The 23,476-nt window shown below is 39.0% G+C and carries 17 protein-coding genes and 1 pseudogene; 1 reads left to right on the top strand and 17 read right to left on the bottom strand.

Going from position 1 to position 23,476, the window contains the following annotated elements:
* Window positions 1–356: 356 nt before the first annotated feature.
* From AACU33_RS30335 to AACU33_RS30255, 17 genes and pseudogenes are all read right to left on the bottom strand, one after another.
* Window positions 357–1,232, bottom strand: a complete 876-nt coding sequence (locus tag AACU33_RS30335; RefSeq protein ID WP_096593958.1) for a glycosyltransferase family 2 protein — start codon at window positions 1,230–1,232, stop codon at window positions 357–359.
* 241 nt (window positions 1,233–1,473) lie between these two features.
* Window positions 1,474–2,319, bottom strand: coding sequence for a hormogonium polysaccharide biosynthesis protein HpsJ (gene hpsJ-B / locus AACU33_RS30330; protein WP_096593956.1), 846 nt, complete (start codon window positions 2,317–2,319; stop codon window positions 1,474–1,476).
* Window positions 2,320–2,648: 329 nt separating this feature from the next.
* Complete coding sequence (locus AACU33_RS30325) at window positions 2,649–3,308, bottom strand: TIGR04282 family arsenosugar biosynthesis glycosyltransferase (protein ID WP_096593954.1); 660 nt, start codon at window positions 3,306–3,308, stop codon at window positions 2,649–2,651.
* A 31-nt stretch (window positions 3,309–3,339) separates the two neighbouring features.
* A complete protein-coding gene (locus tag AACU33_RS30320) occupies window positions 3,340–3,858 on the bottom strand; it encodes a pilus assembly FimT family protein (protein WP_339376529.1) in 519 nt (172 codons plus the stop codon).
* An 87-nt stretch (window positions 3,859–3,945) separates the two neighbouring features.
* Window positions 3,946–4,818: pseudogene (locus tag AACU33_RS30315) on the bottom strand (glycosyltransferase); the annotation flags it as partial.
* A 131-nt stretch (window positions 4,819–4,949) separates the two neighbouring features.
* Complete coding sequence (locus tag AACU33_RS30310; protein ID WP_096593952.1) at window positions 4,950–5,936, bottom strand: glycosyltransferase; 987 nt, start codon at window positions 5,934–5,936, stop codon at window positions 4,950–4,952.
* Between the two features lie 59 nt (window positions 5,937–5,995).
* On the bottom strand, window positions 5,996–6,913 hold the full coding sequence (hpsE, locus tag AACU33_RS30305) for a hormogonium polysaccharide biosynthesis glycosyltransferase HpsE (protein ID WP_096593950.1): 918 nt from the start codon (window positions 6,911–6,913) through the stop codon (window positions 5,996–5,998).
* Between the two features lie 187 nt (window positions 6,914–7,100).
* Window positions 7,101–8,072: a hormogonium polysaccharide biosynthesis glycosyltransferase HpsE gene (hpsE, locus tag AACU33_RS30300; RefSeq protein ID WP_096593948.1), complete on the bottom strand. Its 972-nt coding sequence runs from the start codon at window positions 8,070–8,072 to the stop codon at window positions 7,101–7,103.
* 208 nt (window positions 8,073–8,280) lie between these two features.
* Window positions 8,281–8,910 carry a prepilin-type N-terminal cleavage/methylation domain-containing protein gene (locus AACU33_RS30295; protein WP_096593946.1) on the bottom strand — a complete coding sequence of 210 codons (630 nt, stop codon included), beginning with the start codon at window positions 8,908–8,910 and terminating at the stop codon, window positions 8,281–8,283.
* Window positions 8,911–8,951: 41 nt separating this feature from the next.
* Window positions 8,952–9,950, bottom strand: coding sequence for a hormogonium polysaccharide secretion pseudopilin HpsC (hpsC, locus tag AACU33_RS30290; RefSeq protein WP_096593944.1), 999 nt, complete (start codon window positions 9,948–9,950; stop codon window positions 8,952–8,954).
* Between the two features lie 31 nt (window positions 9,951–9,981).
* On the bottom strand, window positions 9,982–10,656 hold the full coding sequence (gene hpsB, locus AACU33_RS30285; RefSeq protein ID WP_096593942.1) for a hormogonium polysaccharide secretion pseudopilin HpsB: 675 nt from the start codon (window positions 10,654–10,656) through the stop codon (window positions 9,982–9,984).
* Window positions 10,657–10,753: 97 nt separating this feature from the next.
* The gene (hpsA, locus tag AACU33_RS30280; RefSeq protein WP_096593940.1) at window positions 10,754–15,232 is read right to left on the bottom strand and encodes a hormogonium polysaccharide biosynthesis protein HpsA; all 4,479 of its coding nucleotides are present in this window, start codon (window positions 15,230–15,232) and stop codon (window positions 10,754–10,756) included.
* 754 nt (window positions 15,233–15,986) lie between these two features.
* Window positions 15,987–16,223, bottom strand: coding sequence for a 50S ribosomal protein L28 (gene rpmB, locus AACU33_RS30275; RefSeq protein WP_096593938.1), 237 nt, complete (start codon window positions 16,221–16,223; stop codon window positions 15,987–15,989).
* Between the two features lie 104 nt (window positions 16,224–16,327).
* Window positions 16,328–18,319 carry a molecular chaperone HtpG gene (htpG, locus tag AACU33_RS30270; protein ID WP_096593936.1) on the bottom strand — a complete coding sequence of 664 codons (1,992 nt, stop codon included), beginning with the start codon at window positions 18,317–18,319 and terminating at the stop codon, window positions 16,328–16,330.
* Between the two features lie 324 nt (window positions 18,320–18,643).
* Complete coding sequence (locus tag AACU33_RS30265; RefSeq protein ID WP_096593934.1) at window positions 18,644–19,264, bottom strand: hypothetical protein; 621 nt, start codon at window positions 19,262–19,264, stop codon at window positions 18,644–18,646.
* 111 nt (window positions 19,265–19,375) lie between these two features.
* On the bottom strand, window positions 19,376–20,248 hold the full coding sequence (locus AACU33_RS30260) for a CPBP family intramembrane glutamic endopeptidase (RefSeq protein WP_096593932.1): 873 nt from the start codon (window positions 20,246–20,248) through the stop codon (window positions 19,376–19,378).
* Between the two features lie 169 nt (window positions 20,249–20,417).
* Window positions 20,418–20,858 carry an AbrB family transcriptional regulator gene (locus AACU33_RS30255; protein ID WP_096593930.1) on the bottom strand — a complete coding sequence of 147 codons (441 nt, stop codon included), beginning with the start codon at window positions 20,856–20,858 and terminating at the stop codon, window positions 20,418–20,420.
* Window positions 20,859–22,436: 1,578 nt separating this feature from the next.
* Between AACU33_RS30255 and AACU33_RS30250 the strand changes: the two genes are divergently transcribed.
* Entirely contained in the window at window positions 22,437–23,444 is a 1,008-nt protein-coding gene (locus AACU33_RS30250) for a succinate dehydrogenase/fumarate reductase iron-sulfur subunit (protein ID WP_096593928.1), read from the top strand.
* Window positions 23,445–23,476: the final 32 nt, after the last annotated feature.

The raw sequence follows: 23,476 nt of genomic DNA, 5'->3' as shown, positions 1-23,476 counted from the left end.
TGAGCCGCTGGATGAACAAAAGGCAAACTCAAATAGATTTGATCTAACCACTTGTGACAATCACGGCTGATTAGTCTCAGATGATGTTACTTTTGTTTATAAAAATTGTAAATAATTATTGCAAATCTCCTCTTTATACTAATTTTACTGCGTGTAATCAAAAGCGACTCATAGTTATGAAAGTACGAGCAGACTGTCTAAAGAGCCGTTTATCTTTTTAATATCTCTCAACCTAGGAAGAGAAATTTTGCTAATAAAATTATATAAAAATATTAATTTAACATAACTACGATGAACATCCTCAGCCATTTGGTTGAGCCAGCAAATATCAAGATCGCAATTATCTCAGGATGTACTCAGGCGACATCAGCCTTTGTATTTTGTTCTATAACAGATGTTTGTGTATCTAAGCTGGGTACGGGTGCGTGCTTCATTTCCCAAACTTTGAGCAAAATTAAATATTCATAGAGTGCCTGTAATGTACACCAAGCGATTCCAGCACGTCCATCTAAAAAGCCACCCAACAAAAAATACATATAAAAGAAGCGTATAATCGGTCTAGCAGGTAAACGCAAAGATAAGTCTTTCAAGGCGCGGCGTCTTTCCACTTCTGACTTACCAAAAAATAAATCTCGCCAGTTAACACTACCTTGTTCAATTTGATGTAATGTTTCTGCGGCTTCATCTGTAGAGTAGCGGTTGTGTTTATCAATCCAACGGCTCAAGCCCTTGCTACAAGTGTAATGGGGGTAGGTTTCTTTTAGAAAGCTAGTTGCACCATTACAAACCTCTCGCTCCGTATGACCATAATCTGTGAACCAAACTTTACCATGACGGAAAAGGCGCATCTGGTAACGTGGATATTGGGTACTATAGCGAATCCAACGATTCATAAACATCACACGTTCGGCAACATAGTAGCCAATGTAGTCTGGATGCTGAGTTGCTTGTTCGCATTCGGCAAACAGTTCTGGTGTCATGCGCTCATCGGCTTCTAGAATATAGACCCATTCGTGCTTTGGCAGAATAGACTCTAGCATCCAAGTACGTTGACGTCCGTGGCTTTCAAAAGGGTGTTGAACGATGCGGATAGGATAGCGATTGGCAATTTCTACAGTGCGATCGCTACTGCATGAATCGACAACAATAATGTCATCCGATAGCATTGCTGACTCTATGCAAGCGGCAATATCTAATTCTTCGTTATATGTCAGTATATAAATTGAGAACATTATAAAACTCTGAGTAAAAATATTTTAATTTTCTCAAGCTATAAATTGGCTAATTCCTAGTAGCTTGATTAATCAATCTCAAATTCAGAATTCTCAAATAGCGGTATTAACTTTAATTCCAGCCCCCATCTTGGTGGTTATTAGGATTATGGGGGCTGGCGTTCGCGCAGCGTATCCGTAGAATTCACACGGAGAGTCAACAATAAATATTTTATTTGTTTTACTGCTGTGAAAAAATTGTCTAGCGTGGAGCAGGGGTTTTGCGGCGTCCACCACCTTGTAAAGTACCCATACCTTTTAATCCTGTCCAACCGATAATTATGTAACCAATTGATAACAGCAAACTGCTAATACCAGTTCGCAGTCCAGATTTCCAAGCGTTGTCTTTGGCTTGTTTTTCAGCATCTTCCCTACGCTGGCGGACTTGGCTCAACTGTTGATTGCGTAGCGCCTGAATATCTGTTTGTTGTTCAATCGCTTTATCCAAAGCTTTAGGATCTGCTTTAGCTTTCTTGAGCACATCTTTTACCGCAGGAGGGATTTGCGGACTTTCAAGTGCTTGCTTATATTTCTGCTCGTCTTTGAGTATTTCTGTCAACTGAGCTTTGGTTTGGTTCCGTAGCTGATCTAATTGCGCTTTTCCTTGCTCAGTATTCAGTTGTGCTTGTAATTGGGAAAAGCGACTGTTTAGTTGATTTTCTGCCTGATCTGCTTCTTGAGTAATTTGATTCAGTGCTTGATTTTTAGCTTGATTCACATTATTGAGATGCAGGGGAAAAATTAGCAAGAATAACAACCCTAAGATACTTGATAATACCAGCACTGGAAATCTAACGTCTAGAGTAGGGGCGCGATCGCTATCACTAGCACTTTCAATTCCATAAGCTGCGAACAGCATCCCTATACCTACCAAAGGCACAATTCCCCGATCTACAAGACTTGTCGCCAGATTAATTTGCCATGCTCGATCGGTTGGTTGAAAGGGTAACAACAGCAGCAAAAAGTCTAGCAAAAAGGACAAAATTAAGATTATGCCCACTACCTTTAATGTCAGGGCAGCATTCGCAGAAGTAAAACGGTTCACCATAGTTGTTCGGATCTTGATAAGTCGGAGTGTTTGTCCTATATAAAGTTACTTGAATATTGTTCCCATAACCCTACTTGTTATATGGCAACAAAAGGCAGATGCAACAAAATTACAGAATAGCGGCGCTCAATTGCCTATTCCGTTTGGAGATGAAATCAAAACTGCTTACTGTTAAGAATTGCCAGCAGCCAGAAGTGTTCTGCCTTTTGGAATAAAACTACACCACGGTAGCATCTGTAATTCTCAGTGTCCTCAGAAGTTACTTAGTACTATAAAATACTAGTTATTCGAGGAAAGTTATCTGGAACCTCTCTAATCCAACCTTAGTATCACTGATTTCTCAACTTGCCAACTTTGCTTTTCACAGTTTGCTCCCAAATGTGCAAATCTTCAGGATAGTCAACATCACTCAAAAAAGGTAAATAAGTATGGGATAAATCAAGCTTTTGAGCGATGTCTACGGTTTGTTGCAATACTTGAGGAGTTCCCCAATCGATGTTAGCGAATAATTCTGGAATTAACTGACGCAAACCAATCAAGTAATAACCACCATCGACTGCTGGGCCTAAGACAAGATCGCACGTGTGTAGCTGCTCAAAAGCACTGCCTAAAAGCTGAGAATTGACTTCTGGACAATCTGTGCCAATTATTATTACTTGTTCCATACCAGATTGAAAGGCATCAAAAAGCGATCGCCTCATTCGTTCGCCTAAATCCCCTTCACCTTGGGAATTGTAAATCAAAGCCAACCCCAGCCAATTCTGCATTAGTTGTAAACTTCCGCCTGCAAACCGCACTTCACAAGATATGCCAGTTATGTTTTGCAATTCTTTAACCTGAAGTAATGTATGTTCGGTCATCTGCTTTTGAAGATTAGCAGCACCAAACTCACCTAAAGCTGGTATCAGTCGGGTTTTTGTCTTCCCAGGTTCTGGATAGCGAGTAAAAATAATGAGGTGCTGTTTAAAACTGTCTAGTGATTTCAGCACACAATACCTTGTTTAACGATCAAAAATAATTTTAATAGCAATACTTACCATCTTCGGCTGTCTTTTGCTCTTTACTAGTTCGTATTGCTCCTAAAATTGTCGAGACAACAACACAGCGTTTAGCTTTACCACCATGTTTACTAGACAAAGTAATCCTTCCTAATGGAGGTTTATCAACATTACCCATGTAATCAAATTGGATTCGCCTCACGCCATTTGATTGCTGTAAGGTTGATTCTTCATCTAAGCGAACGTTAGCATCTAAATTATTCCAGTTAGCATTGGCAGGATTAACACTTGCAGGGTGAATTGCCCATTGAACAATACCATTATTTTCTCTAAAACTGGTTTGCCAGGTCAATTTTTCTTTTTTGGCTTGGCTTTGGGCTTGACGCATAGCGCGGTAAACTTCGTCTTGAGCGATATTCAGACGGCGATTATTTACAAAAGTTAGCCAACTGGGTACTGCGATCGCACTTAATATTCCGATTAACAAAGTTACTAGCAATACTTCCAACAAGGTGAAGCCACTGTTAGAACTACTTTTAATTGAATTTTGTTTATTGGCTGTTTTTTTTCTTGTAATTAATAATAATTTTGCTAGATTCACAGGAAAAATAATAACTATAATTATTTTCAATAATATTGTTAATGTAAAGCGCATACTTTGTAAGCGATGTTTGTCATGTATAAAAAAAATCAATAAAAATTTAGCAGCTAGAAAACTTTTTTGCCGATTCAAAGGTTCTTGCAGAGATTTGCATGTTAAATATCTATAAAGATGAGTTATACTCTGTGACTTTAGCTTTTGAATAGACTCAGGAGCTTGAGAAAAAGCACGTTCCATCACTTGCAAGCAGGCATTCTCCATCCTTAAAAGATTAGTCGACATAGAAGTAGCAGAAACTCTATATAAAATTTGTGGAGATGAAACCCCTACAAAAAGATAACGGATTGCTAATCTCAGCCATAAATCCCAGTCCTCGGCAGATTTTAGCGACGTATCAAAACCACCAACTTCAATTAAAGCTTGTTTATTAATTAAAGGATTAGAACCATTTTCTAAAAAGTTGCCCATCAAAAGTTTTTCATAAACATTTCCATTAAATGTTAAGTGAGCACCTTGAGTTAGAAAGTTACCTTGCTCATCAATATAATTAGTCCAACTATAAGCAACATCTGCCGAAGGGTTATCTTGTAGTCTCTTTAATTGAGACTCTAACTTACTTTTAGTCCAGAGATCGTCAGCATCAATGAAAGAAATGTATTTACCTACTGCATGGGATAAGCCACGATTACGACTTACAGCTAAACCTGCATTTGCATAAGAAAATATCCGTATTCGATGGTCTGTAAAACTTTTAACAATTTCTAAAGTAGAATCTTCAGAGCCATCATTAATTACAATTATCTCAAAGTCTGAAAAAGTTTGATTTAAAACAGATTCTATAGTTTCTTGAATAGTTTTTTCCCCATTGTAAACAGGGATAATTACAGATATTGATACCATAATAATCAGGAATATATTATTTTTATATAAGACTGATGTTGAATTTAAAAAAATTACTCATCCTCTCTAAGCAGTTTTATTATTCTCTATTACACGGCTAGAGTACTAAGTTAATGAATTTAATAGGAGTACTAGATTTGCATATATCCTAAAAGAGTACTTATATTGAAGATTTTGGGAAACTTAACAAATAAATCTGTTGCTTGTTGAGAAGGCAGTATAAATGTTGCAATAAGATGACAAAAAATTTTAAAACATACAGGTGCTCTTAGTAGGCTAACATCACTTTTGATAGCCTTTGCAAAAAATTTAATTGCTAGAACGCCTCTATTCTTTTCTGGTATACCCTCCAAGGTCTTATATAATAAATACTTGTAAAGATTAGCTACAGCGTCTTTTTTTAAACATTGTTTAGATATAGGAGCCTGCTTAAAAGCTCTTTCAATTACTGCCGAGCAAGCTTCTTCCAACCTAATAACATTAGTAGACATTGAATTATTCGATACACGGTATAAAATTTGAGGAGATGGGACAGCTACAAAATCATACTGAGCAGCTAATCTCAAATAAATATCCCAGTCTTGAGCAGCTTTTAAATATTCATCAAAACCACCGACTATATCTATAGCTTCTCTCTTTATTAAAGGATTGGAACCATTCTCTAAAAAATTAATTACTAGTAGCTTGGCATAAACATTTCCTGTCTCTGTAATGTATGTACCTCTTCGTAAAAATTCGTTTTTTTCATCAATACAATTGGTCAAACTATAGGCAACAGCTGCTTGAGGATTAGCTTGCAGTGCTTTAAGTTGAGCATCTAATTTATCTGAAGTCCATAAATCATCAGCATCTAAGAAACTTACAAATTTTCCAACTGCATGTTCTAATCCACGATTGCGACTGATGGGTAAACCTGCATTTAGATATGAAAACACTTTTATGCGGGAGTCTTGAAACTGAGCAATAATATCTAATGTTGAATCTTGTGAACCATCATTGATGATAATTAATTCCCAATCAGCGAAAGTTTGATTTAAAACAGATTCAATTGTTTGTCCAATAGTTTTTTCGCTATTATACGCTGGTATGATTACACTAATTTGAGGTAAAACAGGCATATAAATAATTTAAATAATTAATAATATTCAGTTAATAATTCACTTCACAAGAGTAAAATCTAGCGTTTTAAATAGTAAAACGGGCTTATAATTTGACCTAAGTATAATGACATTTCACAAGCTATACCTAAATTACTATTAACTTTACTCCGATATTTAAGTAAATGAAAAATTATTCTTTTCAAAGCACCTAAGAAAATTTTGATCGTAAGAAAAGGTTTTTGCCAATCAGCTTTTACAGTCATTAAACGTAGTTGGTATGTAGACATACCATAAATCCTGGCAATATTAACTAAATAATTTTTTTGCATCCGCCAGGCTGGAATGAGATGCTGAATTTGCATAGCAGGGTTATACCAAATTTCCCAGTTATGATTGTGCATATATAGGGAGATTTCATAGTCTTCACATCCTCTTTGGGTTTGTGTAACTACACTGGGAACGCTTTGTAACCATGCTTTTTTACGAACAACCAACCCTGCACCAGGAGGCAATCTTAATTTATCTACTTCAAAAATTGTTGCTATGCTAGCGTATTTTCTAATAGCTAAAAACGTTTTAGCTCTGTCAAAATCTTCTGGAGGTTCTACTTCAAATTTCCCTACAATTTCTCCTCCATAAGCGCCTAGTTTGGGATTTTCTATACCAAATAAGTAAGACTGATAAACCCAGTCATGAGCAGCTAAGTTGTCATCATCTAAAAAACCAACAAATTTACCTTTTGCTTCTTTAATGGCCCGCCAGCGTGCATAAGCCATTCCTTGTGTTTGTTCAAAAAAATATTTCAATGGAATAGTAGTATTCCAATCAGCCATAAACTGTTCAATTACTTGAGAAGTATTGTCGTTACTATTATTGTCAATAACTATTACTTCCCAATTAATTTTTTCTGTATTAATTTGCCTCTGTAATCTCTCTAATACTAAAGGCAAAGTTGATGCACCATTATAAGTAGGTATGGCTACTGTGAAATCCATGAACACATTCCAGATTAGTTAATTTTTAATCAAAATTAATTTTGGTTCTTGCGTTACGTTTATGGTAGTGCATTAACATCTAAGGCTGATAGTAAATATCAAAATTATCAAATCCGTTATGATAGAGGTCTGAGGCTAGAAGGAACTTTTACTTATGATTCGATTCTCCAGAAGGAGCGATACACTCTTAGTTTTTAAATTTATGAGTTAAATATCCATTACTCCAAAGGTATAAAGGGCTAATAAAACTACTTAAAAAAAGTTGCATTTCACAAGATAAAACTAAACTATGTTTCACATATAGCCCATACCTCAGAAGATGAAAAGCTATTTTTCTGAGGTCATTTAGTGTGTAAGCAAATAAAGCTAACGGCCTAGACCAAGGTTTTATATTTATCATGCGTGTAACATAACGGCTAAGTCCAATACCGCGAAAAAATGGAATTAAATACTCTCTTTGTAAACGCCAGCTAGGAATTTTATGATAAATCTCCATTTCTGGGTTATACCAAATTTCCCAGCCAGCTTTTTGAATGTAAGACAACATTTCTAAGTCTTCACCTGTCAGCATATTGTGGGAAACTCTACCAGTTAAAATCATCTGATTTGGCATACAGTCTAACCAGGCTTGTCGGCGGATGACAAGTCCGGCAGATGGAGGTAGTAATTTTTTCTGAGGCTCATATATTAAAGGCAAATTTCCTCTTTCTGTGATTGCCAAAAATGGTGCAAGACGCTGAAAATTTTTTGGTGGTTCTACTTCCCATTCAGGATGAATCTGACTACCATAAGCTCCCGCTTTGGGGTGTGTTTGACCGAAATCATAAGCAGTAGCTACCCAGTTATATACTGGATAATTATCGTCATCAAGAAAACCAATCAACTTACCTCTCGCTTCTGCAACGGCACGTTTTCTAGCATAAGCCGCGCCCTGTTCCACTTCAAAGTAATATTTTAAAGGATAAGGGCAGTCCCAAGAAGCTTGATAGTTTTTAATAACATCTGCTGTATTATCTATACTATTATTATCTACAACGATAATTTCCCAAGAAAATGTGTCAGTGTAGAGTTGATTGCGTAGTCGTTCTAATAGTTCAGGCAAACGACTTGCACCATTATAAGTGGGTATAGCTACAGTAAAGTCAACATTATTACTCATCTGAAATTTACCGCTAACAATTTACAACGACTTATGCCTTTTCGGGCAAAATTTACATTTTAGCTAAAGCGATTAATCTATTTATGTTGACAACCATAATCTAAATAAAAAAATAGAAATAGTTTATCTATTTCTATTTTGCGATGAATATTCTATTGTTAGCTCAGTATTTATAACGTTTTTTGCAATCTCATTATTAAAGTTTGAGTTAATTACATTCCGTATCTTTAGCTGTTCGTACTCCTCCTATGAGAGTTTGCAAAACAACGCATCTCTTTACATTACTAGAGTTTGGTGATTTTACAACAACTTTTAAACCTATGTCTGATGTACTACCATCGGTTTTCGCGGCTAAAATACCCATGTAGTCAAAAGTAATACTTTTTGCGGTACTTAAATTATCAAAGGCGACAGTGTTAGGAGAAGATAGAGTATTGGTGGCACTAATATTAGTACCCAATATCAGTTGTCCTGCTTGGATTCCTACATCTGCTCCTAGTTTCTTCCAGATAGTTGGAGTAGTATCAGCACGATGAATAGAAAATTCTGGAAGATTATTGTTTTTAAAACTCACACTATAGTTACGTTTACTGATTTTCGCTTGTCTTTGAGCTTCCTGTAAGGCTGCTACAAGGTTATCACTAGCTTTACTTAATCGCTGTCGGTTAACAAAACCAAGCCAGCTAGGAGCAGCAATTGCAGTTAAAATCCCTACTATTAATACAACTACCAACATTTCCAGTAGCGTAAAACCACCATCTTGTTTTGTAGTCAATAAATCCTTAGAGGCTCGATCGCTCTTACTTCTGGACAATAATTGCCGACTGAAATTGTTCATATTAAACTGCCATGAATAATTAAGTCCTAGTATTTGCAGATTTACTTGGTGAACAAAAATCCGCGTCCTTGTACCCGTATGTTTGCAGCAGGGAAATAAGTTTTTTTACTATCTGCGTAACTTAGGTTTATACTTTGTAAGCGAGCAAGTGCATTGCCCCGTAAAAATACTTGTGCTGTTGTGTTCACTCTATCTACACAGGCATAAAAGCTTGTCATGTTACCTGTGTCTATGGTGTTAAAACTTGCTGGTGCTACTTTTGAACCAGAAGAACATGTTGCAGATGGCGCTCCAGTAATGGTTTGATCTATGTAATCTACTAGTACTATAGGAGAGCCTGGAGTTACAGTTGTAGTTTGTGTAGTTTTGGTGCCATCTGGATTTGTAGTAGTTGTTGTATAGGAGCCTAGTCTTGTCCAACTATTCATCTTTTGCTCTATGGTGCCAACACCTTCGAGGTTAAAAGGAGCAAAACCCGAACTAGGACAGTAAGTACTACTTATATACTTGGTATTAGTATATCCAGCACAATCGACACCACCACTGCTAGCTTTTACACCGTCCCTGATTTGCCATCTAGCAATACGAGCAGTATTAGTAGACCAAGTTGAATCTGTGTTTTTAATTAAGTAGTAGGCAACTAATGAGTAAACAAAAGTGTCATCTTTGTTACTATCAGCAGCTGTAAGAACCTGCCCAATAAACTCTCGCTTCCAAAAAACAAGTACTGGAACTCTATCTGTATCACTAGGTAACTGGTTTTTGATCGCATCAATGCCTGTAGCATCGTAGATATAAACTGCTTGTTGTAAATCACGAGAAATATAATCGAGTGCAGTCTGAATTTCTTGTTCGGAACTTGCCTTTGCTTGCTCTTGGCGATCTGTGTTCAAAATGTTAATCATAAATCCGAGCAAAGGTGTGATTACAAGCACAGCTATAATCATAGCTACTAGCAGCTCAATCAGGGTAAAACCACGCTCTTGAACTGACTTAGTTCGTTTAATTTGGATACCAAGCAGAAATTGAATTGGATTCATGCTGAATATTCTCTATTCCAAACGTTTATGCTTAGTTGCATGAAGTATTTGAACTTGTATTTCCCGTATCTTTGAGGCGGTTGCACAAATCATTAAATGAAGTTGACTGAGGCGCGATCGCAGTTGTCATTTCTACTAATGGCGCTTTGCGATCGCCTATTCCGCCGGTGAAAGTTGCTTGTTTGCTAGGTGCCTTTTTCAAGTTGCCATTTGAGTCAAATCCATCTGCTCTGTAAACTCGTACACCTAATTGGTAGCCAGCACTAGCACTAGTGGAAGCGGTGTTATAGCGAAATGCTTGAACTAGCAAGTCTTTATTACTGTTGAGGCTACATATACTATCGTTGTCACCGTCGATACAGTATAAATTGTTAGCAGGTGTGGCAGGCACAGTACAGTATGCATTAGCACTACAAGTTAAACTTCCTGCGGTGGGAGGATCGGATGCATTTAAAGTGACGCCTGTGCTAGTAGATGCTGGAGAAGCAATAGCTCCTGTTTTGACACCATCAATATATGTTCTTGCTGCTAGAGTTCCCAATTCTATCCGTCTTGCTTGTACGCGAGTTGCAGTTGCCAAAACAATAACAGGTGCTACTGCTGTTAGTAAAACAGCTACAACAAGCATCGCTATTAAGGATTCAATAATCGTAAAACCAGAGTCATTAGAGGAGGGGATTTTTGGCTGTTGTTTGTGCTTCATCATTCTTACTCCTGCCAGGAATTTTCACGGTTTGAGGCAGTTCGTAGTCAGCGCTACTATGTGTAGTGCTAACTACAAACTCCACAATTAGGCTGAATTACTAACTGCAACTAGGACGTTGATCGGTATTAATTGCAAAAGAACTGTCTGAGGCTTTCTTAGCACACAGCAAAGTCTTGACCCAAGTGTCATCTCGACCAACTTCCCGGAAGTATTCATCGGGTGAATCGTCTGGTATTCTTACCAATTTTTGGGCAAACAAGTCTGGTGATTGAGAAAGTAGTGCGACATCATAACCCCACTGGCGTGTCGGAGGCAGGTAGTAAGGTAGTTTGCCAGTACTATTTTCTATCGCATATTTATCGGATGAGCTTTCTAAAACTGCCCACCACGGTGCAGTAGCATAAGCGCTGCGCTTGATCTGGATGAAAGAACCACTAATCTTGGTTGCATAAGCATCCGCTTCTGTTCCTGTTGGGTTCCAGTTCTCCAAAAAGCGCGGGAAGTTATGTAAACCACCATTATCTTCTGTTGAACGAGCAGGGGTATCTCCTGCGGCAATGATTAAGTTAAAAGTGTTTGCCGTCGCTACTTGTAACCAGTTTTCGTGTTTATTGGTACCACTAACAATACCTACAGTATCTTGTTGAGTGCTGTCTGTATCTGTGTCGAAAGGTTTGTCTACTTGTAGAACTGGTTGATATGTACCGTCTGCTTGTGGGTTGAACCAGGGGATGATAACTTTATTGCCACTTGAATCTACGGCTAGGCGTGGTTTCTTGGTGCTCAAAGTTGAGACTGGAAATGTGTCTAGTTTGCCATCATCACCAATTCCATAGTAAATTGGCAAACCATCTTGTAACTTTAATGAACCGTCGGCATTTCGCTGAAAAGAAATTCTCCGAGGAAAACTTTCGTATGTACTAGTTGGATCTGCTCCCAGAGAACCTGTTTTTAATGAATTTATTGGTTGACCAATAATGCCATCAGAATTTCCAGTGTCCTTCCAATTATTATTTCCCGCCCCATTTAAGGAATTAGAAGTTGAAACTTTCCATTGTTTGGGGTCAGTAACACAGTCAGCAACATTCGCGGCAACGCAAGATTCCGTGACGTACTCCCCAACTTGTATGCGTCGTACAATGGGCGTTACAAAGTTAGTGACATAAGAACTACCCTGATACCCAGTTTTAGATGTATCAAAGTCTTTGGGGAAACCATTGGTAGAGTTATACCATTGGGCTTGAGGGACGTAAGCATTGATTCCCATCTTGCTAGCAGTTCGAGCAGCAGTGTACTGACTACCCCCCGAATTATCATTCAAGTCATAGTCTCCCTCATCGCGGAAGCCTTCTCTAAAGTTGCTGGAAAGTAGAGTTACCGCATCTGACAATACAGCGGCAGGCCGCCATTTGTCGCCTGTTGTACAGTTTGGCAGCCTAGGATCGCTTGGACGACAAGCAAAGTTAGGATTCAGGTTAGCTTTGGTACGAGTATAAAAGTTAGTCCAATCAGCTGCTAATGCTGTTGTAAATTCTTCTTGAGTGTGTAGGTTAAAGTCACCCTTCACATACACAGGCAAGTTTGAAGCTAAAATCAGCCCTTTCTCTGCATCTCGATAATTATTTTCACGTACTAGTTCGGAACCATTGACCAACATAATACCGTTCGGTCGGCGAGTCGGATCGAGCTTAAAGTCTACAGGTGAAATAAGTGATGAACTGTCACTACTATCTAGCAGCGCATCATCACGAGTGGCATAGATAATACCGCTATTAGGTAGTAAATACTCTTGTGATGTTCCTTGCCCTGTTGGCCCGACTGTTTTGCCCCGCAGTAAGTTAAGGTCTAAGACTGTGGCGCGAATTTCAAATGGTTGTCGATTCTTTTTAGCAAGGTCATAATTTTTACTTCCTGTAGTGGCGTCAATTGCCTTAACTTGCCTTCCATCTAAAAAGGTGATTTCTTTGATAGCACCGTGAGGAATCTTAGGTGTTGCTTGAACTGAAAGTGTGCCGTCTAAAATTTGCAGAGCGCAAATTGCCGCATGAATGGCAGACTTGTCTGAAAGAGTACGATTTGCAGCTGTTTTTGCTAAAGCATTTTTGAGTGGCTCGTTCACCCAACGTCCATTGGGATATTTTAATAAGGCTTGGTAGTTTAGTGCGGATTGATAAGTAGTGAGAGACGTATCGAAGTTGCTGGGGACATCGTAAACTACGCCGTTGTTAGATAAACCGCTAGCATTCGTGGGCGTAGGTAATGTCTTACTTGCGAACGTGGTGATATTTTGAGCTGTAGTGCTGTTAGTAGGATCGTAATAGCTACTAACACAAGCGATCGGTTTGGGATTTGTGGCGCTATAGTTTGTCGGATCGTCTTTGTAGTGATAAACTGCTGTTGCCCGCATCTTCAAGTATGGTTGATACTCAGTAGGCTTGGGTAATGTATATGTCAGCAGTGGATCGTAGAAGGGATAGGGCGTAAACGTTGTCGTTGCTGCCATATATGCTGCCGAAGGCACTGGCATCATATCAGACCAAGTGTTTGTTATTTCAGTGCTGGCACTAGCGGTAGCAAAGTTAGTGTCACCAGTTTTGCCTGCGGATGTGTAATCTTTGGGTAAGTAAATTCCTGCACCAGTAACAACCCGCAAACCACCAACAGCTTCTTGTGGCGCTGGAACTTTTGCTGCTGCGAGTTCCCATTCTCCATCTCGTTCTATGGAACCTAAATCAGCCAGTTGCTGAATCTGACTGTGGCGAGTACGAATGTTATTGGCGTCAGTGTCAGTAGGGTCATCCCAGTAAGTACTACTGAGATTCTGGGTGTCTTCCTTGTTTGGGCCAACAAACTTGGTTCCATTCCACCACAATTCAGGGAGATTATTACCAACTGAAATGCGATCGCCTAATTTCTGTTCATTACCTTGCAGCTCTTTTTCCAGCTTTGTTGGTTTGGTTGCACTAGGTAGCAGTTTACTACTGCTAATATTGAGTGTTAAATTTGAATAAGTGATACCACTAGCACTCTTACTTGTATTATCACTGGCTGCAAAGGGGTAAATCCAAGGATCGTCTGGACGTAATGTATCGTTGCTTCCTTTCACCACATCGCTAGCTTTACTACCCCCAACTTTGTAATCTCCTAAAGCATCTCCTCCCAAAGCAACTTCTGCATAAGATACCCGACGGGTGCGCCGTTTAAAGTAAATTTCTAAATATTGACGACGTATGGAATCGGACTGAGTATAACTTGTTGCTAAACCAAGAGCTGTTTTCTTTTTGGTAATGCTGTCTACAACTTCTTGCGGATCGGTAGATATTGCATTACCCATTTGAACATCAACTAAGCGATTGATACGCTCTGCATAAGCCAAGCTGTTGTATGCGATATTGTTCGGCGCTTCAGTGACAGATTTTTGACTTTTGGTATTATTGTTGTTGTCTATAACCGGATTGGTTCCTTTGCCGTTAAATAGGTGTGCTACTGTGCCTTGTTCGCGATCGCTGCTACTGTTAAAAGCACCTGCACCTAAATTCCCACCAATAATAATTTTGGCATTGTCGGCTTCATAGAAACAGGAATCTTTACTGCTAATTTGATAGAGTGTAACAGCCTTATCTGTCAGATTTTTGGCACCAGTGAGGAAGTTGCTGTTAGTAATAATTCGTCCATTCAGTTTAAAGTTACCACCAGGCGTAAGTTCTAGATCGTCCTCATAAACAACAGCATTATTAACCAGAGGAAGTTGCACGCGCTCCTGTTGGTATTCTATTGCCGAGAAGCCTTTATTACCTTTGTAACGCTCATATCCTGTAGGGAGAGTACCGCTGTCAGTAATTGGAACATTGGCTGTGTAAACAAAAAAAGCTTTCTTTAACTTACTGCCAATCTTAAACCAGCCAGAGCTACCAACTAAAGTCGCACTAGTGCCATTAGTATCTTTACAAGCATCACCTGCTCCACCACCAGTCATAGGTGGAGTTCTGGCTTCTAGAGAATTTCTAGCGCGAGTATATGCGCCATTACTGACAGGAGGATTTTTGAAGTAAATTCCATACAGGGTGTAGCTATCAAATAGACCGTTATTATCGGTATCTACAGGGTATCTCCATGCTGAGAAGAGATTGTCAGTGCCACTAATTAATTTAAGTTGTGTTTCATCTCCCAATGTATATTCATTGATGTAGGAATTGAAAGCACTTTCTAAGGCTGTATCTGTAGGTGTTGCTCGTGGTAATCGACTGTCGGTTAATAGTTTATTTAATTTCGATTTAGCCCGATCGATAGCTGGAGCTGTGGCATTAAGAACAGCCTCATTTACTCTAACGTTGCTGGCATTTTTGGAGCGTTCAAAAGACCTAAATAAAATCGCAGTAGTTAGCAGCACGACTACCAGTGCTACCATTGCCACTGTTGGCAAGACAAAACCAGCATTTACAGAGTTGCGTCTTTTCCTTGTTTGAAAAAGAGTCCTGAGTAGCCAAATTATTTGCTTTTTAATTGCAGAAATAGACTGCTTGCAAATTTGTTGAACAAATTTTTGAGCCTTGACTAGATGGCGTTTTTTAATCATTTTTTGCTTTCCTGTCAAGTATTTTGTTACTTTGATGAAAATTGATTTCCTATGGGCAAGGCAGCTTTTAAGTATACCCAGAGAGAAGCCGTGACTTTCTTATTTAGCTAGATGGAAAGATTTTGAGTCCTCTAAAGCACACAAAAACAATATGCATTTAATTTGCATATTTATGGCTAACAAAATGCTCAAAATATAAAGAATTTAGGTTTTAGAGAATGTAGATTTGAAGTCTTTCTCGTTAACAATAAAAGAGTATGATTTGTCCGATTTATATCATGGGTCAGCTTTCCGTTTTTATCAGGAAAATACTGAACTTTGCAAAATTATTTAATTCATAGCTGGTTAGGAAAATCCCTTTTTATCTTTACATTAACTTTGTAGAAACTTACCGCATCTGAAGGTAACTTTATGAAGTTGTTACCAGCAGAGTAAGCTTATATTACCCACTTGTTAAAGAAAACATATCAGTAATTTATAAAATAATGTTAAGTAAAGTAAAACCTCCCCATTTTGGAGAGGTTGCAAAGTAAGTATTTTCAAGCTCCGAACAAACCTAATAATTTAGGTTGGGAGTTAATGCCTTGTTTGAGAAGGTTTTAGCATTTGATCTGCGGAGACGGATTTTGTTCCTATAGCCCCAGGCTTCTAGCCTTGAGAGCGATAGGACTTGTGTGTACACAGTAGCTCTGTTGTAGGGAGAGGGGTTTCGTTCAATAGATCGAACTCAAGTTAATACGATATACACATCAGTCTAGTAATGATTTAGGTTAATTCCCGCTTCTTTGGCCATTGCTTCTATACCTTTGGTTTCTAAGGTTTTGATTGCTTTGGTAGATAGCTTGAGTTTCACCCAGCGATTTCCACCAGCCCACCAAACACGTTTAGTTTGCAAATTGGCTTGCTGAAGGCGTTTGGTACGGCGATGAGAGTGGGAAATTGCGAAAGCATTATTTGCCTTCTTGCCAGTTAATTCACAGCGACGAGACATAGCAAGTATCTCCAGAGTACTATTTCAATACAACCTTTCTATTGTAAGAGCTTTGGCGTGAAGATTTAGATCGGCAGGTTTGAGGTGTTCTCCATCCTGATGATTTAGCTAACTTTTTCGGTGAGCTTGGTTAAAACTTCATTGGAGCGTTCAACAAAGGATTTCATTCCTTCACCATCAAAGCCTTTTTGGGACATGAGCGCTAAATCGTAGACGTGTTGGCAAATCATGTTTACCAGTTGCGCTGAAGGAGAGACACCATCACCTTGGATAATACTACCTTGGCTGAGATTTGCGAGATTTTGAATTAGAGGGTGAGCAGTATTTACCAGCAAAATATGATCTTCAGGAAACTCTGTGGTTTGCTGTTGCATCATGGCGTTCATTTCCCGCAGGCGACGCAGTATTTCTGGTAGTAATACCATTGCTGGTGGTGTCCCGTGGGGATTATCCGATTTCAAAGCTTCAGTACGGATATTAACTTTGGGTTTGTTAAGGGCTTTCTCAAATAGTTCTTTGATTACCTCACTCTTAGTTTTGTTGGTTGTTGGGTCTACAATTTCCCCAGCTTTATCTTTATCCAACAGGGTATTATCCAAATCGGAGTCTACCCGTGTAAATTTAACATCCTTATATTCCCGTTCGAGGAAGTTGATGAAGTGGGTATCGATAAAGGAGTCCATAAATAGGACTTCCAAGCCTTGATTTTTATGTAACTCTACATATGTAGCTTGTGATGTTTCATCTGTACAGTAGAAAACCTTGTTTTCGTGACGTTCTTTGTTGCGTTCTAAGTATTCTTTCAAGGTAGTGTAAGGAATACTGGTTGCTGAATTTTCTACACTGGGTGAAGTTGGAGTGACATCTTGCCAAACATCTCCTTCTGAAGACTGTACTTCAACAGCTGGAGTTGCAGCAGCTTTTTCGGCAACTTTAGCGGTAGCGGTAGTGCGGAAAACGATGATATCTTCGACTTGTTTTTTAAATTTCTCATCATTGAGAACACCAAATTTCACAAAAGTGCCGAGGTCTTTCCAAGCACTAATGTATTGTTCGCGGTTGTCACGGTAAAGTTCTTTGAGGCGATCGCCCACCTTCTTAGCAATATAATCGCCAATTTTGCGGACAGTGCGATCGCCTTGCAATGCACTCCGCGAAACGTTCAACGGAATATCGGTGCTATCAATCACACCCCGCATTGGCATGAGAAATTGTGGGATAATTTCTTCGCAGTTATCGCTAACAAAAACTTGGTTGCAAAATAGCTTAATCTGCCCCTTAGTCACATCAACATCGGGTCTCATTTTGGGAAAATATAAAATCCCATTAATAATGAAGGGATAGTCTGTATTTAAATGTACCCAAAGTAGAGGCTCTTCCTGAAACGGATAGAGATAGCGATAGAACTCTAAATAATCTTCTTTGCTGAGATTACTAGGAGATTCTCGCCAAGGTGCTTTTTGCTTGTTTAAGACTTCACCTTCCAGCTTGATGGGTACTGGCATGAAGTCGCAATATGTCTTAACAAGAGACTTAATCCGTGCTGATTCTAAATATTCTTCTTCTTCAGGTTGCAGAGTCAGGGTAATTGTAGTACCGCGAGTTGTACGAGATGATTCATCTAAGGTAAATTCTGGAGAACCATCGCAACTCCAGTGAACTGCTTGCGCACCTTCTTGGTAGGAGAGAGTATCAATTTCGACTTTTTGCGCCACCATGAAGGAGGAATAGAAACCAAGACCGAAGTGACCAATAATGGGTTGATCTGATTTCCCTTGATATTTGTGAATAAATTCTTCGGCGCTAGAAAAAGCAACTTGATTAATGTATTTTTTCACTTCTTCTGCGGTCATCCCGATACCATTATCAGAGATGGAGAGGGTTTTGTTGTTTTTATCTATGACAATTTCAATTTCTGGTTCGCCAATATCGCCAGCATAATCCCCAGCCCTAGATACCATTTTTAGCTTTTGAATGGCGTCTACAGCGTTGGATACCAATTCCCGCAAAAAGATTTGGTGGTCGGAGTAGAGAGACTTCTTGATTATGGGGAAAATATTCTCAGTATGAATACTGATAGTGCCTTGTTCTAGCATAATGGGTAATTTTCAATGCAATTAACAGAACGATCCCTGTGGTTATTACACCTTAGCCTCCTGTCTTGCAGAAAAAACTCAAAGACAGTAGGAGGGTATAATACCATTTAGGATTTTAAAGGCATTCTTGAGGCGATCGCTTGCACTGTAAAGGATTGTTTGCCGCCTAACCCTGATTCGGATTTCCCTACTCTATCAAAACAAATTGTTTTGAGCTTTGGATTCTTGACCTTGGACAATCCTAAAGTAGTAATATTTGACCTAAGCACACATCAACTTAAAAGCAAAGGCTCGTAAGTTACATAGTGTGTAGCTCTATTGACATTATGCCTGAAGCTGTTCCTGGAGCTTAATGTACAATGCATCCACAGTCATATCCCGATCCACATGGATGTATTTGATTGGTAGTGTAGGCAAAAGCATGACTAACAATTGGTCGTTTACACACATAGCTTGTTCCCACCGTCGATGATACTCTTCAGATTCGCTGGATCGGGAAACAAAGCCACGATTTTTCAGTCTCATCTTTCGCTCATCTTCAGGCAAAGTGAACCTGAGTAAAACATCGGGCAATTCAAAACAGTCTATTTCCTTAAGAAGGATTTCTTTAGATAGGGGCTTTTCAAAGGCTGAAAGAATGTTCCCTAGATGACCCTCATCGACAATTGCGATCGGATATGTTCTAGCTTTTTCAACTACAGCATTGCGATAAAGAAATATTTTAATGAATTTATAGTATAAGAGTTCTTTGCTTCCACCTTCATAGAATGCACGTACTGTCCGCTTAAGAAACTTTAGTGGATGTCTTAGAAACGAAAGTATGTTAAACCAGATAAAATCTCTACGTCTCTCAATACGTATAATTCTTCCTTTAAGGAGGGATGCTAGTTTAGCTGCATTAGTCGATTTCCCAGTTCCAGGTAATCCGTATAACTCAATAATCATCGTTTTCGTTTAGGAAACACATCCGCATCAGACCAAACTTGCGGTTTCTATGAAATTAGTGTTCCCTGAAAATGAGTTTGAACTACTGCTTTCGCTCCAATGTATTATCTATTACTTAGGAATTTGAGGAAATAACCAGAGAATTGCCCCAGCTAGAAGGACACACATAATTCCAGCTAAACCAGCTAGGGGTTTTTTGTTTTTGCCCGTAAACCACTCAGATACTTTACCGGGATAAGTAATTAGTTGTGCTGTATCTAAAGTGGCGATCGCCCATACCCAACCAGCGTGTAATCCCCAAGCTAGACCCAAATTACCGCGATCGGCAAACCTCGCCAACACGAGTACCATTCCCATCAGCCAAAGTCCAGGGAGTTGAGGTATGGTTTCTCGTTGTTCCCAAACTAAGTGTAGAAGGGCAAAAATTAAGCTAGAAATTACCGCAGCTAACCAAACTGGATATTCGCGATTTAATTCAGTAAATAAAAAACCTCGAAAAATTAGTTCTTCTATGGCACCGACTAATAAAGCTATTAATGGAATTGGTAGTAAGTTAGATAGTACTAGCTTGTTGTTCGACTCTTGCCATTTGCACCAACCCAACCAGAATTGACAGGCAAACACTATAGCCAAGCTAATTACTCCTAAGCCAAAACCTAAGAGCAAAGAACTAAAAATTGAAAGATTACCAACTAAGCCGTAATCAGAGAAAGATCTTAGCCCTAGTGAACTAATTCCCCATAAAATCAATGGGGCTAATAGATAAAGAGGTATTAATAAAGGTAACTTTTGCTCTGGTGGCAAACTTTTACCTGGTTTCCATTTGAGTGCGATCGCAATGACTGCTGCTAATGGCAACCAGCATAATACCCAGGCAATAAAAAAAGCCATCACAACAATTAATACTGGTGCATTTTTGAGAAATCCCAGTAATGTGTTCGCTGATGGCTCCAAGAACGTGATTAAAATAGGTACAAAAAACACGATTAACTTCTCGCAACAATATATTTCTTGATTCTTAGTCAAGACTCTACTAAAAGTAGTGACTTATGCAAGAGGTCTCATCGTATTTTTCGGATATCACAGTTTGTTTTATTGATAGAGATAAGTTATCAAGTATCAGCTTTTAACCTATCCCTATCATTAAAACAACTTACTCTTCGTCTTCTAAATCTTCGTCGTCCACTTCGTCAGCATCCAAATCTGACGCAGTTAATTTTTTGTCGCTTTCACCAAGTTGAATCAAGTGAATATGCTTGTATCCCAGCCTAATTTCAAATTCATCACCTGGCTTTAAGCCCATTGCTTTGGTGTATGTAGCACCAATCACAATTTGACCATTTTGATGGACGCTAACTCGATATGTCGGTTCGCGACCCCGACCATCTTTGGGTGCTTCTGGGCTGAGAGGAATTCCTCTAGCCGATAGCAAAGCGTCATAAAAATCAGTGAGATTAACACGAACTTGATTATTCTTAGTGACCGTGTAATAGCCGCACTGCTTTGCTCGTTCTCGACGTGGTAAATTGGAAAGCTCTTTTACTTTAGCAAGCAATGCTTTTCCGGTTAATGGTGCGGTTGCAGTTTCAGTCATTATGCTCAAAATTTCCTTACTTTCTCCGAACTAATAAACGATATCGTCTTGTGCCAGCATTTAGCTTTTTAGCATCTGCACATAGCTACTCTGGTCACTAAGCTTTGGGTAAATTCCTGCTGCTATGGGTAAACCCCAGCGCCTCTATTATGGTTGCCCACAAAAAACTAGAGGTCATGGTTATCACAGGTATTAAATTGGGTGATTTTGCGTCACTTTTAACCATGATTCGCCAACGGAAATAAAATGAATTTTTCTTTTGGCGCTACTGTAGCGGTGTAACTTTAAGCCACCTTTACAAATTATGTGGGTTCTACTGCAAATAAGTCCTAGACCAAAAAATTGCAGGTTTTCCACTTTCAGTGCTTGTCTTTGTTGCTGTCGAGTTATAGGGTTTATCCTACTATTACTCTTCAGCTGAAGACAGCATGAGATTTGAAAATGGACATACAGGCATACACCCTTTTGCCTTACTAGTAGAGACGTGAATTTTCGTGTCTCTACATTACGAAATAAACAAAGCAGTAGTAGCCGAGCTTGTACGGCTATGGATACTGGTTTTGTTACTTCGTAATTTTATATTAAATACTAGCATGGACTAATAATAGCAAAATAGTTGTTTTATTTAGAATTAAATTTGCTGGTAAATTTTTATTTAAATTTTCTAGCTCTGGCAAGTAAAAAGCATTAAGGATTTTTCTTGGGCTTGATTACGGTAACGAGTATTCTAGCAGTACTTTTCTAAAAATTACTCTAATTTAGACCGCCAGTTTTGACAAGAGAGTTCAATCGAAGATTAGCCTGATTCAGAGAAGACAAAAGTCATGGAAATTTAGCTCCCTCTTGATAGCCAACAGATAAACACCAGACAGACTATTCTTTACGTCTGTCTTTGGGAAGAATTAGTTTTTCTACATCTGTCTATTGCATTATTGCCAGTACAAGATGTTAACTATCGGGTTAACACTTCTATATAAACAAAAATTTCCCAATGTATAACCGTTTGCGGTATCTTCCAGGCAGGTCTTGACTGTTGTTGAGAGCAATATGTACTGCTATCCTAGGGTGGATTTAATAGGTTGATTATGGTTATGGAGGTAATTTTAACCAATCCATCTCTGGCTATCTATTTCTCACATATGCTGCCAAACAGGTCAATTAAATGTAAAGCAGCAATAATTTTTTTTGACGAGCGCTCAACAGAATCAGACTAATATTGCCTGTATTATCCCTAAAACTAAAATTTTAATGGTTATGCTGAAACTAGTACCGCTGTGCGGAAGTCAAAATATTCTCAGGGAAGCCACCGGAAGGGTGTCTACAAAATTTAAAATACTTTGAGAGAAGCCAGCTTTCGAGCAACTACAAAAATCTTATATTTTAGGATTTTGAGGTGTTTTTGGGTAGTACTCTAGTTCTGCGACACTGTACTAGAATCTGTAGGTCTTTAATCATCAGCCTATTAACAGCTAGCTGGAATAAAGGGCAACAAGAGTATAGCTCATTTTTCGGAGTAGCCTGTCTGTAGTTCATATTGTTCAGGCAGGTAGAAAAATTTCAAAATTTTGGTTAGTGATTATGGAAATTATTTTTAAGGTCATTCGACAGCAACAAAATTCCTCTCCGGTTTTGCAAACTTACCTTTTAGAGGTAGAACCTGGCAACACAATCTTAGATTGTCTCAATCGCATTAAATGGGAGCAAGATGGAACTTTAGCCTATCGTAAAAATTGTCGCAATACAATTTGTGGCAGCTGCGCTATGCGAATTAATGGACGATCGGCTTTAGCTTGTAAAGAAAATGTAGGCAGTGAAATTGCCAGATTACAAAAGACACTAACGCCAGGCCTTGAGGTAAATGCTATTCCAGAAATCACGATCGCACCTCTGGGTAATATGCCCGTAATTAAGGATTTGGTCGTGGATATGAGCAGTTTCTGGAATAATTTAGAAGCGGTAACTCCCTATGTGAGTACAGCAGCACGAAAAGTTCCAGAAAGAGAGTTTTTGCAAACACCACAAGAGCGATCGCGTCTCGATCAAACTGGTAATTGTATTATGTGTGGAGCTTGCTACTCTGAGTGCAATGCTCGTGAAGTAAATGCTGATTTTGTTGGGCCTCATGCCCTGGCTAAAGCCTATAGGATGGTAGCAGATTCCCGCGACCAGGAAACTGAAAACCGCTTAGAAAATTACAACGAAGGTACTAAAGGTGTTTGGGGTTGTACCCGTTGTTTGTACTGTGATTCAGTTTGCCCGATGGAAGTAGCACCCCTAGAGCAAATTACCAAAATTAAACAGGAAATTCTCTCACGCAAACAAGCCAGCGATGGTCGCTCAATTCGTCACCGTAAAGCATTGGTCGAGTTGGTGAAAGAAGGAGGCTGGATTGATGAACGTAAATTTGGTTTACACGTCGTCGGTAATTATTTTCGAGATCTTCGAGGATTGCTCAGTTTAGCACCCCTCGGTTTGCGGATGATAGCCAAAGGTAAATTCCCACTTTCCTTTGAATCTTCTGAAGGTACTCAACAAGTGCGATCGCTTATTGAAGCTGTGCAGGAAGTTGTAGAGGCTAGGGACTGAGAAGATGAGAGAGTGTGGGGAGTGTGGGGAGT

The organism is Calothrix sp. NIES-2098 (assembly GCF_963875125.1).
Classification (GTDB): domain Bacteria; phylum Cyanobacteriota; class Cyanobacteriia; order Cyanobacteriales; family Nostocaceae; genus Aulosira.
Note: the sequence above shows the minus strand (reverse complement) of the source record. Positions and strands in the feature narration are given on the sequence as shown.

Coding starts and splice junctions, on each gene's coding strand:
- AACU33_RS30250 (WP_096593928.1), top strand. CDS start 22,437: ATGGAAATTATTTTTAAGGTCATTCGACAGCAACAAAATTCCTCTCCG.
- AACU33_RS30310 (WP_096593952.1), bottom strand. CDS start 5,936: ATGCCTGTTTTACCTCAAATTAGTGTAATCATACCAGCGTATAATAGC.
- hpsJ-B (WP_096593956.1), bottom strand. CDS start 2,319: ATGGTGAACCGTTTTACTTCTGCGAATGCTGCCCTGACATTAAAGGTA.
- AACU33_RS30265 (WP_096593934.1), bottom strand. CDS start 19,264: ATGATTATTGAGTTATACGGATTACCTGGAACTGGGAAATCGACTAAT.
- hpsE (WP_096593950.1), bottom strand. CDS start 6,913: ATGGATTTCACAGTAGCCATACCTACTTATAATGGTGCATCAACTTTG.
- hpsC (WP_096593944.1), bottom strand. CDS start 9,950: ATGAATCCAATTCAATTTCTGCTTGGTATCCAAATTAAACGAACTAAG.
- AACU33_RS30295 (WP_096593946.1), bottom strand. CDS start 8,910: ATGAACAATTTCAGTCGGCAATTATTGTCCAGAAGTAAGAGCGATCGA.
- htpG (WP_096593936.1), bottom strand. CDS start 18,319: ATGCTAGAACAAGGCACTATCAGTATTCATACTGAGAATATTTTCCCC.
- hpsB (WP_096593942.1), bottom strand. CDS start 10,656: ATGATGAAGCACAAACAACAGCCAAAAATCCCCTCCTCTAATGACTCT.
- hpsE (WP_096593948.1), bottom strand. CDS start 8,072: ATGAGTAATAATGTTGACTTTACTGTAGCTATACCCACTTATAATGGT.
- AACU33_RS30335 (WP_096593958.1), bottom strand. CDS start 1,232: ATGTTCTCAATTTATATACTGACATATAACGAAGAATTAGATATTGCC.
- hpsA (WP_096593940.1), bottom strand. CDS start 15,232: ATGATTAAAAAACGCCATCTAGTCAAGGCTCAAAAATTTGTTCAACAA.
- rpmB (WP_096593938.1), bottom strand. CDS start 16,223: ATGTCTCGTCGCTGTGAATTAACTGGCAAGAAGGCAAATAATGCTTTC.
- AACU33_RS30255 (WP_096593930.1), bottom strand. CDS start 20,858: ATGACTGAAACTGCAACCGCACCATTAACCGGAAAAGCATTGCTTGCT.